At 58.5% G+C, this 14,663-nt stretch carries 13 protein-coding genes; 8 read left to right on the top strand and 5 right to left on the bottom strand.

Annotated features, from left to right (window positions below):
* Positions 1-192 precede the first annotated feature (192 nt).
* Positions 193-1,866, top strand: a complete 1,674-nt coding sequence (gene recN, locus ACA056_RS03570; RefSeq protein WP_461961405.1) for a DNA repair protein RecN — start codon at positions 193-195, stop codon at positions 1,864-1,866.
* Between the two features lie 75 nt (positions 1,867-1,941).
* Here recN and fur read toward each other — a convergent pair whose 3' ends face one another.
* Positions 1,942-2,346: a ferric iron uptake transcriptional regulator gene (gene fur, locus ACA056_RS03565; RefSeq protein WP_003197684.1), complete on the bottom strand. Its 405-nt coding sequence runs from the start codon at positions 2,344-2,346 to the stop codon at positions 1,942-1,944.
* Between the two features lie 97 nt (positions 2,347-2,443).
* Between fur and ACA056_RS03560 the strand changes: the two genes are divergently transcribed.
* A complete protein-coding gene (locus ACA056_RS03560) occupies positions 2,444-2,971 on the top strand; it encodes an outer membrane protein assembly factor BamE (protein ID WP_008149042.1) in 528 nt (175 codons plus the stop codon).
* 61 nt (positions 2,972-3,032) lie between these two features.
* Here ACA056_RS03560 and ACA056_RS03555 read toward each other — a convergent pair whose 3' ends face one another.
* Genes ACA056_RS03555 through ACA056_RS03545 form a run of 3 tightly spaced genes read right to left on the bottom strand, consistent with a single transcriptional unit; the run spans position 3,033 to position 5,185 of the window.
* A complete protein-coding gene (locus ACA056_RS03555) occupies positions 3,033-3,347 on the bottom strand; it encodes an RnfH family protein (protein ID WP_489265678.1) in 315 nt (104 codons plus the stop codon).
* Positions 3,340-3,774, bottom strand: coding sequence for a type II toxin-antitoxin system RatA family toxin (locus ACA056_RS03550; RefSeq protein WP_497270548.1), 435 nt, complete (start codon positions 3,772-3,774; stop codon positions 3,340-3,342). Before ACA056_RS03550 ends, ACA056_RS03555 begins: the two co-directional genes overlap by 8 nt.
* 7 nt (positions 3,775-3,781) lie before the next feature.
* Positions 3,782-5,185 carry a sodium-dependent transporter gene (locus tag ACA056_RS03545; protein ID WP_497270546.1) on the bottom strand — a complete coding sequence of 468 codons (1,404 nt, stop codon included), beginning with the start codon at positions 5,183-5,185 and terminating at the stop codon, positions 3,782-3,784.
* A 118-nt stretch (positions 5,186-5,303) separates the two neighbouring features.
* Between ACA056_RS03545 and smpB the strand changes: the two genes are divergently transcribed.
* Positions 5,304-5,786, top strand: a complete 483-nt coding sequence (smpB, locus tag ACA056_RS03540; RefSeq protein ID WP_008149046.1) for an SsrA-binding protein SmpB — start codon at positions 5,304-5,306, stop codon at positions 5,784-5,786.
* A gap of 56 nt (positions 5,787-5,842) precedes the next feature.
* On the opposite strand, the gene ACA056_RS03535 is transcribed toward smpB, so the two are convergent.
* Positions 5,843-6,610, bottom strand: coding sequence for a GntR family transcriptional regulator (locus tag ACA056_RS03535; RefSeq protein WP_008149047.1), 768 nt, complete (start codon positions 6,608-6,610; stop codon positions 5,843-5,845).
* Positions 6,611-6,872: 262 nt separating this feature from the next.
* Here ACA056_RS03535 and ACA056_RS03530 point away from each other — a divergent pair, with 262 nt between their 5' ends.
* From ACA056_RS03530 to ACA056_RS03510, 5 genes are all read left to right on the top strand, one after another.
* Positions 6,873-8,567, top strand: coding sequence for a lactate permease LctP family transporter (locus ACA056_RS03530; protein ID WP_497270543.1), 1,695 nt, complete (start codon positions 6,873-6,875; stop codon positions 8,565-8,567).
* Between the two features lie 151 nt (positions 8,568-8,718).
* Positions 8,719-9,543: a (Fe-S)-binding protein gene (locus tag ACA056_RS03525; RefSeq protein WP_497270541.1), complete on the top strand. Its 825-nt coding sequence runs from the start codon at positions 8,719-8,721 to the stop codon at positions 9,541-9,543.
* Positions 9,540-10,994 carry a LutB/LldF family L-lactate oxidation iron-sulfur protein gene (locus ACA056_RS03520; protein ID WP_497270539.1) on the top strand — a complete coding sequence of 485 codons (1,455 nt, stop codon included), beginning with the start codon at positions 9,540-9,542 and terminating at the stop codon, positions 10,992-10,994. Before ACA056_RS03525 ends, ACA056_RS03520 begins: the two co-directional genes overlap by 4 nt.
* Positions 10,994-11,665 (top strand): LutC/YkgG family protein, encoded by a 672-nt coding sequence (locus tag ACA056_RS03515; RefSeq protein WP_497270537.1) that lies wholly within the window; start codon positions 10,994-10,996, stop codon positions 11,663-11,665. The genes ACA056_RS03520 and ACA056_RS03515 overlap by 1 nt, the downstream gene beginning before the upstream one ends.
* Positions 11,662-14,472 carry an FAD-binding and (Fe-S)-binding domain-containing protein gene (locus ACA056_RS03510; protein ID WP_497270535.1) on the top strand — a complete coding sequence of 937 codons (2,811 nt, stop codon included), beginning with the start codon at positions 11,662-11,664 and terminating at the stop codon, positions 14,470-14,472. Before ACA056_RS03515 ends, ACA056_RS03510 begins: the two co-directional genes overlap by 4 nt.
* The last annotated feature ends 191 nt before the right edge of the window (positions 14,473-14,663 follow it).

The following is a 14,663-nucleotide window of genomic DNA, read 5'->3' as shown; positions in this document are numbered from 1 at the left end:
AGCTATATGGGGCCGCAAAATTCAGCTTCAAGGGGCGCTTATTTATTAACCCTACAAAAAACAACTGCATTGTCATTCCCGGGCGCACTAAGGATTTCGTCGGATCAAGCAAATCGAGCTAAGGGATGGCATTGTCAGCCAGAAACAAAACACTGTATAAATAACCAGACCTAAAGCCTGGGAGCGGCCTTTATGCTGGTGCACCTGTCCGTACATAACTACGCCATCGTTGAACATCTCGATCTCGAACTCGATCGCGGGATGAGCGTGATCACTGGAGAAACCGGCGCCGGCAAGTCGATCATGCTCGACGCCCTCGGCCTGACCCTGGGCGATCGCGCCGACAGCGGCGTGGTCCGCCCCGGCGCCGACAAGGCCGATATCCTGGCAACCTTCGATCTGGTCGATATTCCAGAAGCCAGTGCTTGGCTGGCCGAGCGTGACCTGGAGAGCGACGGCCCGTGCATTCTGCGCCGGGTGATCACCGCTGAAGGGCGCTCGCGGGGCTACATCAACGGCACGCCCTGCCCCCTCGGCGACCTCAAAGCCCTGGGTGAACTGCTGATTGATATCCACAGCCAACATGAACATCAATCCCTGCTCAAGACCGACACGCACCGCCGCCTGCTCGACGAGTACGCTGGTGCAACGGACCTTGCCCGCCAGGTACACCTGGCCGCCCAACGCTGGCGCCAGACCCGCCAGGAGCTGGAACGCCTTTCCAATTCCGGCGATGAGCAGCGCGCTCGCCATCAATTGCTCAGTTATCAACTCGAAGAGCTGGAAAACCTCGGCCTCGGCGAAAACGAGCTGGAGCAGCTGGAACAGGAACACAAGAACCTGACCAACGCCGAAACCCTGCTGGGCATTTGCCGGCAAGTGGTCGAACAATGCAGCGAAAGTGATTCCGGGAATGTGCTGAACGCCCTCACTGCCAGCCTCAATCGCCTTTCGAGCGTCAACAATTCGATTGGGGCCCTGGGTGAAGCCAGCAGCCTGCTGACCAGTGCACAGATCCAGGTCGAAGAAGCCGTGGGAGAACTGAACCGCTTCCTTGATAACTTCGATGCCGATCCAGCGCGCCTTCAGTACCTGGAGGAACGCCTTGATGCGATCTATACCATGGCGCGCAAACACCGCATCCAGCCGACCGAAGTGGCCGAGATGCAGCAGCGCTTGCTGGATGAAATCGAAACCCTGAATGCCAACGACGAATCCATCGAGCGACTGAGCGATGAACTGGCCTCCTATGCCCGTCATTATCAGGAAAAGGCTCGTGAGCTGAGCGATTTGCGCCATCAGGCATCGAACAGCCTGGCCAGCGCCGTGGAGCAGGAAATCCAGCGACTGGGCATGCCTGGTGGGCGCTTCACTATCGAGCTGCGCCCCAACGGCAGCGATGAACTCCTGCCAAATGGACTTGAGCAGGTAGAACTGCTCGTGAGCGCCAACCCAGGGCAACCGCTGAAAGCCCTGGCAAAAGTGGCATCCGGCGGCGAATTGTCACGGATCAGCCTGGCGATTCAAGTGATCACCGCGCAGACCTCCCGCGTACCGACCCTGGTGTTCGACGAAGTGGACGTAGGCATCGGCGGCCCGACCGCCGAAATCGTGGGCCAATTGCTGCGTCGACTTGGGGAGCGCGGACAGGTATTGACGGTAACTCACTTGCCGCAAGTAGCAGCGCAGGGACATCAACATCTATTCGTACACAAAGTGCGTGGCGAAGATGCCACTCACACAGCTGTCTCCAAGCTGAGCAAGAACGATCGTGTCGAAGAAGTGGCACGGATGCTGGGAGGCATCGACCTCACCAAGGAATCCCTGGCTCACGCCAGGAAAATGGTCGTCACCGCGAAAATTTAAGACCGGCAGAAAGCACGAAGGCGACCCTGGGGTCGCCTTCGCTCGTTTCGCGAACCTTAAGTTCGCGCGACATGCTTACTTTTTCTTGCGTACGTACAGCACAAGGTTGTGATCAACCATCTCGAAGCCATACTTGTCGACGATTGCCTTCTGCAGTCGCTCGATTTCTTCGTCGAAGAATTCGATCACTTCACTGGTCTCGACGTTGACCATATGGTCGTGATGCTTGCCGTCGTCCAGCTCGAAGACCGCGTGGCCCCCGTCGAAGTTGTGCCGCACCACAAGGCCAGCTGCCTCGAACTGGGTCAGGACACGGTAAACCGTGGCCAGACCGACGTCCTCACCAGCCTCCATCAGCGCCTTGTAGACGTCCTCGGCACTCATGTGGCGTTGCTCGGCGGAATCGAGCATTTGCAGAATTTTGACCCGTGGAAGGGTCACTTTGAGGCCGGCTTTGCGTAGTTCGCTATTTTCAACCATGGTCAGCTTTCTCGCGATGCTGCTTCGCAGCTTCTCTTAATGCGGGTATGATCGGCGTTTACGTTGTCCCAGCCAAGATAGTGGAAGTCGCCCACCGATGCAAAACACCAAGCTCTTGCTAACCAGTTTCACCTTTGTGGGACTGCTCGCACTCGCCGGTTGTTCATTCCCCGGGGTTTACAAAATCGACATCCAGCAGGGCAATGTCGTCACGCAGGACATGATAGACCAGTTACGCCCGGGAATGACCCGCAAGCAAGTACGGTTTATCATGGGCAACCCTCTGTTGACCGACACGTTCCATGCCGATCGCTGGGATTATCTGTACAGCCTGCAACCGGGTGGCGGTGAACGCCAACAGGAACGCATTAGCGTTATCTTCAACCCAAATGACCAACTTGTCAGCCTCTCTGGTGATTTCATGCCAGGCGTGAGCCGCGACGAAGCCATTCTCGGCAAGGACAGCGGCACTACAGTTGCTGCGCCTGCAGAAAACGCCGAGAAGCCGAAACCAGAAAAACCGGTCAAGCCAGGTTCGTTGCTGGACCAGATCCAGAAGGATGTCGACGGTGTAGAAACCGTTCCAGTCCCGACTCCAGAACCTCTGGAAACCTCGCCGCAATAATTTGCGACGCAATAAAAAACCCGGCATGTCCGGGTTTTTTATTGTCCAGCATTTGAGCGAATCACTGATTCCGGGTTTTGGCCTCAGCAGCCTTGGCTGCGCGCAACCGACGAACTTCTTTCGGATCAGCCAGCAATGGCCGGTATATCTCGATGCGATCTCCAGCCTGGACAGGATGCTTGTCCGGATCAGCGATCACTTTACCGAAGATCCCCACCGGGCAACTGGCCAGATCCAGCTCGGAAAACGCCTCGCCGACACCTGACATCAACAAAGCCGCCCGCACGGTTGTTCCTGCCGGTACCGACACTGACAGGAGCACCTGACGGTCAATGGCGGCATACACCACCTCAACGTCGATCACGGCCTCAACCATGCATCTGCTTGGCGCGCTGGCAGAAGGCATCCACCAGCGTATTGGCCGCCTGATTGAACAACGGCCCCAGGGTCGCGCGGATAATCGGCCCGGCGTAATCGAACGACAGGTCCAGGCTGATCTTGCAGGCTTTCTCGCCCAACGGCTTGAACACCCAGACGCCATGCAATTGATTGAACGGGCCTTCCTCGAGGTTCATCTCGATCGAATGCCCAGGCACCAGTATGTTGCGCGTTACGAAATGCTGGCTGAGACCGCCCTTGGCCACGCCGACGCTAGCGCGCATATGCTCAGGAGAACTCTCCAAGACTTCGGCCGATGAGCACCACGGCAGGAATTCCGGATAACGGGCCACGTCGTTGACCAGGTCATACAGCGCTTGTGCCGGGTACGGCAGCAGGGCCGAACGTTGAATGTGTGTCGTCATGTCAGCGTCACTTCCACAGCTGGGCGGCAAACACTACGAGAATGCCGATGGGCGCCACATAGCGCATCAAGAACAGGGACAGGGCGAACAACACAGGGTTGCGGATCGACAATTCGTCGCGTACCGCTTCACGCCCCATCACCCAGCCTGCAAACACCACGAAACACAAACCACCGAGTGGCAACATGATCCGCGAGGTGAAGAAATCGATCACACCAAAGAAGTCCAGGCCACCGGCCGCACCCCATTGATAGAGATGGAACATCCCGCCTTCGTTCACGAAAAATTTGGCCTCCTTCCAGATATTGAAGGAGAACACCGTGCCCAGACCAACAAACCAGCAAATGAAGGCCAGCCAAAAAGTAACCCAGGCGCGGCTGACTTTCGTGCGCTCGACCAGGTAAGCCACCATCGGCTCAAGCAGGGAAATCGCCGAACTCCAGGCTGCAATCGCTACGAGCACGAAGAACACTACGCCCATCAACTGGCCAAACGCTACGTTACCAAATGCAAATGGCAGGCTTACGAACATCAGGCCAGGGCCCTCGCTCGGGTTCAGGCCCGCGGCAAACACAATCGGAAACAATGCCAGACCGGCCACCAGGGAAACGAAGGTATCGAGCAGTGCCACGCCGACGATGGTGCCTGAAATCGACGAGTTCTTTGGCATATAAGCGCCGTAAATCATGATCGAACCGACGCCCACGCTCAGGGAAAAAAACGCGTGCCCCATGGCGGGCAGCAAGCCGTCGAGTACTTTTTCCGGGTGGAAGTCGAACATGAAATGCACGCCTTCCATGAAATGCCCGGTAGTCATGCTGTAACCCAGCAGAACAATCACCATCACAAACAGCAGCGGCATCATGATCCGCAAGCTGCGCTCCAACCCTGCAACCACGCCTTTGGCGATCACCACGGCCGATAGCAGCATGAAAATCGTGTGCCAAAGTGTCAGGCGCCACGGATCAGCAATGACATTGCCAAAGTACGCGCCGACCTGGTCGGGCGTTGCACCCTGGAAGTCGCCACGGCCCATGTCGATGATGTAATCCAGCGACCAGCCGCCAACCACACTATAGAAAGACAGGATCAGCAATGCCGTGATCATCCCGGCGAATGCGCCCCAGGACCATTTACCCGAGTGCCCGGCTTCCAGCGCCAATACCTTCAGGGCGTTGGCCGGGCTCTGCCGTGCACGGCGGCCGATCAGGGTTTCGGCCAGCATGACCGGCACACCGATCAGCGCGATACAGGCCAGGAACATCAGCACGAAGGCGCCGCCGCCATAAACGCCGACCATGTACGGGAATTTCCAGATACTACCCAGACCCACGGCCGAACCGGTCGCGGCGAGTATGAAGACCCAGCGGCTAGCCCAACTGCCGTGGACAGAAACCTTGTCTGTCGACATCGTTATCACGCCCAAGCGTTCAAAAAAGAGGCCGCATTGTCCGGGATTCAATCAACCTGCTCAAGCACGTAGCGATACCGTAGCCGACTCGCGTGCAACTCCCTATAATGCCGCCCCTATGGCTAAACAGAAGAAACACCCAACAGGGACCATCGCGCAAAACAAAAAGGCGCGACACGATTACTTCATCGAGCACAAGTTCGAGGCTGGTCTGGTCCTGGCCGGCTGGGAAGTAAAAAGCCTGCGGGCAAGCAAGCTGCAACTGGTTGACAGTTACGTCCTGCTCAAGGATGGCGAAGCCTGGTTGCTCGGCAGCCACATTACGCCACTGATGACCGCCAGCACCCACGTCATCGCTGATCCGACCCGCACCCGAAAATTGCTGCTCAACCGGCGCGAGCTGGAAAAGCTGGCCACGGCCGTGCAGCAAAAAGGTTACGCCTGCGTGTGCCTGTCCTGGTACTGGAGCAAGCACATGGTCAAGTGCGAGATCGCTCTGGGCAAGGGCAAGAAGGAATACGACAAGCGTGATACCGAACGCGAACGCGACGCCGGTCGCGAGTTGCAGCGTGCGGTGCGCAACAAGGGCAAGGAAGATTAATCTTTCGGCCTGATGATCGCTCCCACGCTCTGCGTGGGAACGATCAAACCTACTGACTACATCCCCTTGCGCCGCTCCGCCCGAGCCATGCGCTGTACTTCCTGACGCACTTCTTCCAGCACTTCCTGCACATACAAAATGTGTCGGCTGGAGACTTCCCGCGCCTGCTCGGCCCTTCCTTCAATAATCGCCAGGTACAACTCCCGGTGCTGTGTGATCAGCATGTCGCGGGTTTCCGTACGCTGCTTGTACATACCACCGATGTTGGTCACCACGTTACGCTTGAGCAGATCGAACAACCCGCGAATGGTGTGCAGCAACACCGCGTTGTGACTGGCTTCAGCAATTGCCAGGTGGAATTTCGCATCCGCCGCCCCCTCTTCCGCCCGGCTCACCTCGTCGTGACGCGTATAGCAGTCCTGCAATTCGTTGAAGGCCGCGGTCAATCGCTCGCGATCAACGTCCGTAGCACGCATGGCTGCGTAATAGGCGCAGGAGGCTTCCAGGGTGTGACGAAATTCCAGCAGATCGCGCTGCGCTTCAGGGTTGCTTTCCAGCAGATGCAGCAGCGGATCGCTGAAGGTTGACCCCAGCGACTCCACCACATAATTGCCGCCACCCTGGCGACTGACCAGCAAGCCCTTGGCCGCCAGCTTCTGAATCGCTTCGCGCAACGAAGGGCGTGACACGCCAAACTGCTCGGCCAACGCACGTTCGGCCGGCAAGCGCTCACCCGCCTTCAGCGTGCCCTCGAGAATCATCCCCTCGAGCTGCTCGACAATATCGTCAGACAAACGGCGCTGACGAATTTGATCAAACCCCATAACTCATTTCTCCACGATCCCGACGGCTCGCCGGGGTCTCTATTCTGGCCTATCAGGGCTGCACCAGCACCTGTCAGACGGCATTTTGTCGAGCGGATCAGATGACTTCTTCACCGCGCATTCGACAAAAGTTTTAGGGCGGCAAATTGACACGCCGCTTACAAGGCTTTTACTCTAGCCAACAGCGATTGTAAATTGGTATTACCAATTATCCAAAAACGCTGACCAGTGCCTGACCAACAACAATTAGGGGCCACCCCATATGCAAACCTGGCAACAGCTCTATTCCCCGCTCGGCAGTCTCGGCGTGTCCGCGCTCGCGGCCGTTATCCCCATCGTGTTTTTCTTCCTGGCATTGGCCGTGTTCCGACTCAAAGGGCACGTGGCCGGCAGCATTACGCTGGCCTTGTCCATTGCCGTGGCGATCTTCGCCTTCCAGATGCCGGTCGACATGGCCTTCGCCGCCGCCGGCTATGGCTTCGCCTACGGCCTGTGGCCGATTGCCTGGATCATCGTAGCCGCGGTGTTCCTCTACAAACTGACGGTCAAGAGTGGTCAGTTCGAAGTGATCCGCAGCTCGGTGTTGTCGATCACCGACGACCAGCGCCTGCAAGTGCTGCTGATCGGCTTCTGCTTCGGTGCGTTCCTGGAAGGTGCAGCCGGTTTCGGTGCGCCGGTAGCGATTACTGCCGCTCTGCTTGTAGGGCTGGGCTTCAACCCGTTGTACGCCGCGGGCCTGTGCCTGATCGCCAACACCGCACCGGTTGCCTTCGGCGCCCTGGGGATTCCGATCATCGTTGCCGGCCAAGTCACCGGTATCGACGCCTTCAAGATCGGCGCCATGACGGGTCGCCAACTGCCGTTGCTGTCACTGTTCGTGCCGTTCTGGCTGGTGTTCATGATGGATGGCCTGCGCGGCGTGCGGGAAACCTGGCCGGCAGCACTGGTAGCCGGTTTGAGCTTTGCCATCACCCAATACTTCACGTCGAACTTCATCGGCCCGGAACTGCCGGATATCACCTCGGCCCTGGCCAGCCTGATTTCCCTGACGCTGTTCCTGAAAGTCTGGCAACCGAAACGCGCCGCAGGCCAACATATCGTCGGTGCCGTCTCGGCTTCCGTGGTGAGCGCCAGCGCTGGCGGTTTCGGCCAGCCGCGCAGCACCGTGGCTTCGCCGTACAGCTTCGGTGAAATTCTCAAAGCCTGGTCACCATTCCTGATTCTCACCGTGCTGGTCACCATCTGGACATTGAAACCGTTCAAGGCAATGTTCGCCGCTGGCGGCTCGATGTACAGCTGGGTGTTTAACATCGCCATCCCGCACCTCGATCAATTGGTGATCAAGGTTGCACCGATCGTGACCGCCCCGACCGCTATCCCGGCGGTGTTCAAACTCGACCCGATTTCCGCGACCGGTACAGCGATTTTCTTCTCGGCGCTGATCTCGATGCTGGTGCTGAATATCAATGCCAGAACTGGTCTGACCACTTTAAAGGAGACCTTCTTCGAACTGCGCTGGCCGATTCTGTCCATCGGTATGGTGCTCGCCTTTGCCTTCGTCACTAACTACTCGGGCATGTCCTCGACCATGGCGCTGGTTCTGGCAGGCACCGGCGCAGCATTCCCGTTCTTCTCGCCGTTCCTCGGCTGGCTGGGTGTGTTCCTGACCGGTTCCGATACCTCGTCCAACGCGCTGTTCAGTTCGTTGCAAGCGACCACCGCGCACCAGATCGGCGTCAGCGACACCTTACTGGTGGCCGCGAACACCAGCGGTGGCGTGACCGGCAAGATGATCTCGCCTCAATCGATCGCTGTGGCCTGCGCCGCAACCGGTCTGGTGGGCAAGGAATCGGACCTGTTCCGCTTCACCCTCAAGCACAGCCTGTTCTTTGCAACGATCGTTGGCCTGATCACCTACGCCCAAGCCTACTGGTTCACCGGCATGCTGGTGCACTAAGTACTACACGATAAAAAGCAAAAACCGACGCCGGATCACGATTCCGGCGTCAGCTATTCACAACCCGGTCTGTAAGGCTGCTGAAAGCTTGCCTCTCTATATTCAGCTGCCTCAACAGACGGATAACCGGGACCACCCGGAGACACGCCTGATGAGCGAGCTTTTTTACAACGCCGTGCCGAATGCGACCCGCGTCGCCCCGCCACTGCCAGAGCCTCGGCAATACCCCAGCGAGAAACCGTCACGGGTTTACCTGTTCGGAACTTGCGTGGTGGATTTGTTCTACCCCGAAGCCGGGATGGACGCGATTCACTTGCTGGAACGCGAAGGCATTCGTGTCGAGTATCCACAGGGGCAAAGCTGCTGCGGGCAACCGGCCTACACCTCGGGTTACACCGATCAGGCGAGGACCGTTGCACGCTCGCAACTGGCGCAATTTGCCGGGGACTATCCGGTGGTGGTGCCATCGGGATCGTGTGCCGGGATGTTGCGCGAACACTACGCCGACTTGTTCAAGGACGAGCCGGACACGCTGAAACAGGTTCAGGCGCTGGCTGCCCGGACTTATGAACTGGCCGAGTTTCTGTTGTTTGTCTGCAAGGTGCAGCTCAAGGACAGCGGCGAACCAGTCAAAGTAGCGTTGCACACGTCGTGCTCGGCACGCCGTGAGATGAACACCCACTTGCATGGCCGCGAGTTGTTGGCGCAGCTCCGTAACGTGGAGCGAGTCGACCACAGCCACGAAAGTGAATGCTGTGGCTTCGGTGGGACTTTCAGCGTCCGTATGCCAGACATTTCCGGCGCGATGGTGGCTGACAAGACCCGCTCGTTGAAGGAATCCGGCGCGCACAAGGTACTGAGTGCCGACTGCGGTTGCCTGATGAACATCAATGGCTCGCTGGAGAAACAGAAGGAAGCGCTGCGCGGCCAACACCTGGCCAGCTTCCTTTGGCAGCGAACCGGAGGTGTTCTATGAACGCTTCCGCGATTATTCCTACGGTTGCCGTGGAAGAAGATTTTCGCACCCGGGCTCACAAGGCGTTGGATGACAAGCAACTGCGAAACAACTTTCGCACTGCGATGGATTCGCTGATGACAAAACGGGCAGCGTCCTTCAGCGATGCCCACGAAAGAGAACATTTGCGAGTGCTGGGCAATGCTGTCCGTGCCCGTGCTTTATCCAAGTTGCCCGACCTGCTCGAGCAGCTTGAACAGAACCTGACCCGCAACGGTGTGACAGTGCACTGGGCGGAAACGGTGGACGAGGCCAATGGCATCGTCTTGTCGATCATCCGCGCTCACGAGGGGCGGCAAGTGATCAAGGGCAAATCGATGGTCAGCGAAGAGATGGAAATGAATCATTTCCTCGCTGAACAGGGCATTGAATGCCTGGAATCGGACATGGGCGAGTACATCGTCCAGCTCGACCACGAGAAGCCTTCACACATTATTATGCCGGCGATCCACAAGAATGCCGGTCAGGTCGCGTCCTTGTTCCACGACAAACTTGGCGTGGAATACACCAAGGACGTTGACCAACTCATTCAGATCGGTCGCAAAGTCTTGCGGCAGAAATTCTTCGAAACGGACATCGGCGTCTCCGGCGTCAACTTCGCCGTGGCCGAAACCGGCACCTTGCTGCTGGTGGAAAACGAAGGCAACGGACGCATGACCACCACGGTGCCGCCGGTGCACATCGCCGTCACCGGCATCGAAAAAGTCGTGGAAAACCTGCGCGATGTGGTGCCGTTGCTATCACTGCTGACCCGTTCAGCCCTCGGCCAACCGATCACCACCTACGTCAACATGATCTCCGGCCCGCGCAAGGAGCATGAACTCGACGGCCCTCAGGAAGTGCACCTGGTATTGCTCGACAATGGTCGCAGCCAGGCCTTCGCCGACAGCGAATTGCGCCAGACCCTGAACTGCATCCGCTGCGGCGCCTGTATGAATCATTGCCCGGTCTACACTCGAATCGGCGGTCACGCCTATGGGGAGGTTTACCCTGGGCCTATCGGAAAAATCATCACCCCGCACATGGTCGGTCTGGCGAAAGTCCCGGACCACCCGAGCGCCTCGTCGCTGTGTGGCGCCTGCGGTGAAGTCTGTCCGGTAAAAATTCCGATTCCGGCGCTGCTGCGTCGCCTACGGGAAGAGAACGTCAAAGCCCCGGACAGCCCTCATCAAGTGATGCGCGGCCAGGGCAGCAAGTACTCGCGTAAGGAACGGTTTATCTGGAATGCCTGGGCGAAGCTCAACAGTTCACCCACGCTTTATCGAATGTTCGGCTTCTTCGCTACTCGCTTGCGAGCACTGGCACCTAGCAACGTCGGCCCCTGGACGCAAAACCACAGCGCACCGAAACCCGCTGCCCGCTCACTGCATGACATGGCCCGCGAGCATCTGGCCAAACAGGGAGATCGCTGATGAGCGCCAAGCAAAATATCCTCGCCAAGTTACGGAAAAGTCTGACGGGCACCACCCCAGTGCCTGACGAGTTCGACGTCGAACTGGTGACAGCGCCCTACACGTACACCGCCGAGCAACGCATCCCGCAGCTGCGCAAACTGATGGAAGCGGTGCACACCGAAATCCATCTGACGTCCGGCGAAGGCTGGCCTTCGTTGCTTGCTCAGTTGTTGCGGGACCGTCAGTTGCCGAGCTTGTTGATCGCACCGACTACGCCTCACGGGCAACGCGTCACTCAGCACTGGGCGGAAAATCCTGATCTGCCAACGCTCAAATCCTACGACCGTCCGGTTGAAGAATGGAAGACCGAATTGTTCAACGACACGCCGGCCAGCCTGACCGGCACCCTCGGTGCAATCGCCGCCACAGGTAGCCTGATTCTCTGGCCGACGCGGGAAGAACCGCGCCTGATGAGCCTGGTGCCGCCAGTGCATTTCGCCCTGCTCAAAGCCAGTGAAATCCGCGACAACTTCTATCAGGTGCAGCAGGAATTCGAGTGGGCCCAAGGCATGCCGACCAACGCCCTGCTGGTGTCCGGCCCGTCGAAAACCGCCGATATCGAGCAGGTCCTGGCCTACGGCGCTCACGGTCCGAAAGACCTCGTGGTCATGATCCTGGAGGACCAATGAATCTACCCACCGCTTTCCTGCGAGATGCGCAGCAACTGATTCCTCAGGAGCGACGTTTCGACGATCCGCTGTCGACGTTGGCCTTTGGCACTGACGCCAGTTTCTACCGGCTGATTCCAAAACTGGTGATTCGTGTCGAGTCGGAAGATGAAGTAGTCGCGCTGCTGAAACTGGCGCAGCGGGATCTAGTCCCGGTGACCTTCCGCGCCGCCGGCACCAGCCTGTCCGGCCAGGCCATCAGTGACTCGGTGTTGATCGTCCTGGGGGATAACTGGAACGGTCGCGAGATCCGTGGCCAAGGCAAGCAAATCCGTCTGCAACCGGGTGTGATCGGCGCACAGGCCAACGCATGGCTGGCACCGTTCGGGCGCAAGATCGGTCCGGACCCGGCGTCGATCAATGCCTGTAAAATCGGTGGCATCGTCGCCAATAATGCCAGCGGCATGTGCTGCGGCACGGCGCAAAACACCTATCACACGTTGGCTGGCATTCGTCTGGTGCTGGCCGACGGCAGCCGTCTCGATACCGAAGATGCGGCGAGTGTTGCGGCATTTCGTGAGAGCCACGCTACGCTGCTTGAACGCCTGGCAACGTTGGGCCGCGAAACCCGTGCCAATGCCGAGCTGGCGGCGAGAATTCGCCACAAATACCGTCTGAAAAATACCACCGGGCTGTCACTCAATGCGCTGGTGGATTTCGACGAGCCTGTGGATATCTTGAGCCACTTGCTGGTGGGCTCCGAAGGCACCCTCGGTTTCATCAGCGCGGTAACTTACGACACGGTGATCGACCATCCGAACAAGGCTTCGGCGCTGATCGTATTTCCGGACGTGGAGACCTGCTGCAACGCCGTCACCGTGCTGAAAAGCCAACCGGTGTCGGCCGTCGAACTGCTGGACCGGCGCAGTCTGCGTTCGGTGCAGGACAAACCCGGCATGCCCGCTTTCGTACAACAGCTGTCGAACAATGCCTGCGCCTTGCTGATCGAATCCCGCGCCGCATCGTCCACTTTGCTACAGGAACAACTGGCGCACATTATGGCGTCGTTGACTTCTTTCCCGGTGGAACAACAAGTCGACTTCACCGAAGACCCGGTGGAAAACGCTCGGCTCTGGGCGATCCGCAAAGACACCTTCCCCGCCGTGGGCGCCGTGCGCAAAACCGGCACCACGGTGATCATCGAAGATGTCACCTTCCCGGTTGAGCAACTGGCCATCGGCGTAAATCGCCTGATCGAGCTGTTCGACAAACATCACTACGACGAAGCGATCCTTTTCGGACACGCGCTGGAAGGCAATCTGCATTTCGTCTTCACCCAAGGCTTCAACAACCCGGAAGAAGTCGCACGCTATCAGGCGTTCATGGACGACGTGGCGCAACTGGTAGCGGTGGAGTTCGGCGGTTCGCTGAAAGCCGAACACGGCACCGGGCGCAACATGGCACCCTTTGTCGAACTGGAATGGGGCAGCGATGCCTACCAGTTGATGTGGCAGCTTAAACGCCTGCTCGACCCCAACGGCATTCTCAACCCGGACGTGGTGCTCAGCGAGGATCCGCAGATCCACCTCAAGCACCTGAAGCCGTTGCCGGCCGCCGATGAGATTGTGGATAAGTGCATCGAGTGCGGTTTCTGTGAACCGGTCTGCCCGTCGAAAGGCCTTACCCTGAGCCCGCGCCAGCGCATCGTGATCTGGCGTGACATTCAGGCAAAGAAACGCGCTGGCGTGGACACCACCGAACTCGAAGCCGCGTACGAATACCAAGGCATCGACACCTGCGCCGCCACCGGCCTCTGCGCACAACGTTGCCCTGTAGGAATCAACACCGGCGAGCTGGTGAAAAAGCTCCGCAGTCGTAAGGCAACTCATACAAAAACTGCCAATTGGCTGGAAGGTAATTTCGCCACCGCGCTGCGAGGCGCGCGTTTCACCCTGCACGTGGCCAACGGTGCGCGGATGCTGCTGGGCGCTCCGCGACTGGCAAAACTTTCCGCTACGCTGACCCGACTGACCAAAGGGCAAATCCCACAGTGGACCAGCGCCATGCCGCAGCCTGAACGGGCAATCCGCTTCAGCCCGGCGTCGACTGATGAGCGCCCGCGAGTGGTGTACCTGGCTGCCTGCGTCTCACGCGCCATGGGACCGGCGGCTGGCGACAAGGAACAAATGTCGCTGTATGACAAAACCCGTGGCCTGCTGGAAAAAGCCGGTTATCAGGTGGTGTTTCCGGACAACCTGGACAACCTCTGCTGCGGCCAGCCGTTCGCTTCCAAGGGCTATGCCGAACAAGCCGAACACAAACGCCAGGAGTTGATCGGCGCATTGCTCCACGCCAGTCGTGGTGGACTCGATCCAATCTATTGCGACACCAGCCCCTGCACCTTGCGCCTGGTTCAGGACCTTGGCGATGTTCGACTGGACCTGTACGACCCGGTGCGTTTCATCCGCACTCACCTGATGGATCGCCTTGACTTCACGCCTCAGGACACGCCGATCGCGGTGCACGTCACTTGTAGCACCCAGCACCTTGGCGAGAGTCAGGCGCTGATCGATCTGGTGCGTAAATGCAGCAAAAGCGTGGTCATCCCCGAAGGCATTCATTGCTGCGGGTTTGCCGGTGACAAGGGCTTCACCACCCCCGAACTGAACGCTCACTCACTGCGCAGCCTGAAAGACGCCGTGCAGTTCTGCGGAGAAGGCATTTCCACCAGCCGCACCTGCGAAATCGGCCTGAGCCAACATGGCGGGATCGACTATCACGGTCTGGTTTACCTGGTGGATCGTGTGACGCAAGTGCGCCCGGCTTGAGGGTACTTGGGTGAAAATGGGGCGATTTCGCCCCTTTTTTTGCACTGCTGTTGCGCCAATCTTCTCGACATTCCTTCAAAAAAAAACCGAACTCCAGCATGCGGCTATAGTCATTTAGCTAGGCCCTGTGAACGGGCTTATAACCACCTCGGCCAGCAGCCTACTCCACCGGCAGCACCGAGCCCTCATGC

The organism is Pseudomonas sp. LBUM1666 (assembly GCF_059695775.1).
This window is presented reverse-complemented; position numbering and strand designations above follow the sequence as displayed.

Bases quoted from the DNA above. Each gene is read 5' to 3' on its own strand.
- recN (WP_461961405.1), top strand. From the start codon at position 193: ATGCTGGTGCACCTGTCCGTACATAACTACGCCATCGTTGAACATCTC.
- fur (WP_003197684.1), bottom strand. From the start codon at position 2,346: ATGGTTGAAAATAGCGAACTACGCAAAGCCGGCCTCAAAGTGACCCTT.
- ACA056_RS03560 (WP_008149042.1), top strand. From the start codon at position 2,444: ATGCAAAACACCAAGCTCTTGCTAACCAGTTTCACCTTTGTGGGACTG.
- ACA056_RS03555 (WP_489265678.1), bottom strand. From the start codon at position 3,347: ATGGTTGAGGCCGTGATCGACGTTGAGGTGGTGTATGCCGCCATTGAC.
- ACA056_RS03550 (WP_497270548.1), bottom strand. From the start codon at position 3,774: ATGACGACACACATTCAACGTTCGGCCCTGCTGCCGTACCCGGCACAA.
- ACA056_RS03545 (WP_497270546.1), bottom strand. From the start codon at position 5,185: ATGTCGACAGACAAGGTTTCTGTCCACGGCAGTTGGGCTAGCCGCTGG.
- smpB (WP_008149046.1), top strand. From the start codon at position 5,304: ATGGCTAAACAGAAGAAACACCCAACAGGGACCATCGCGCAAAACAAA.
- ACA056_RS03535 (WP_008149047.1), bottom strand. From the start codon at position 6,610: ATGGGGTTTGATCAAATTCGTCAGCGCCGTTTGTCTGACGATATTGTC.
- ACA056_RS03530 (WP_497270543.1), top strand. From the start codon at position 6,873: ATGCAAACCTGGCAACAGCTCTATTCCCCGCTCGGCAGTCTCGGCGTG.
- ACA056_RS03525 (WP_497270541.1), top strand. From the start codon at position 8,719: ATGAGCGAGCTTTTTTACAACGCCGTGCCGAATGCGACCCGCGTCGCC.
- ACA056_RS03520 (WP_497270539.1), top strand. From the start codon at position 9,540: ATGAACGCTTCCGCGATTATTCCTACGGTTGCCGTGGAAGAAGATTTT.
- ACA056_RS03515 (WP_497270537.1), top strand. From the start codon at position 10,994: ATGAGCGCCAAGCAAAATATCCTCGCCAAGTTACGGAAAAGTCTGACG.
- ACA056_RS03510 (WP_497270535.1), top strand. From the start codon at position 11,662: ATGAATCTACCCACCGCTTTCCTGCGAGATGCGCAGCAACTGATTCCT.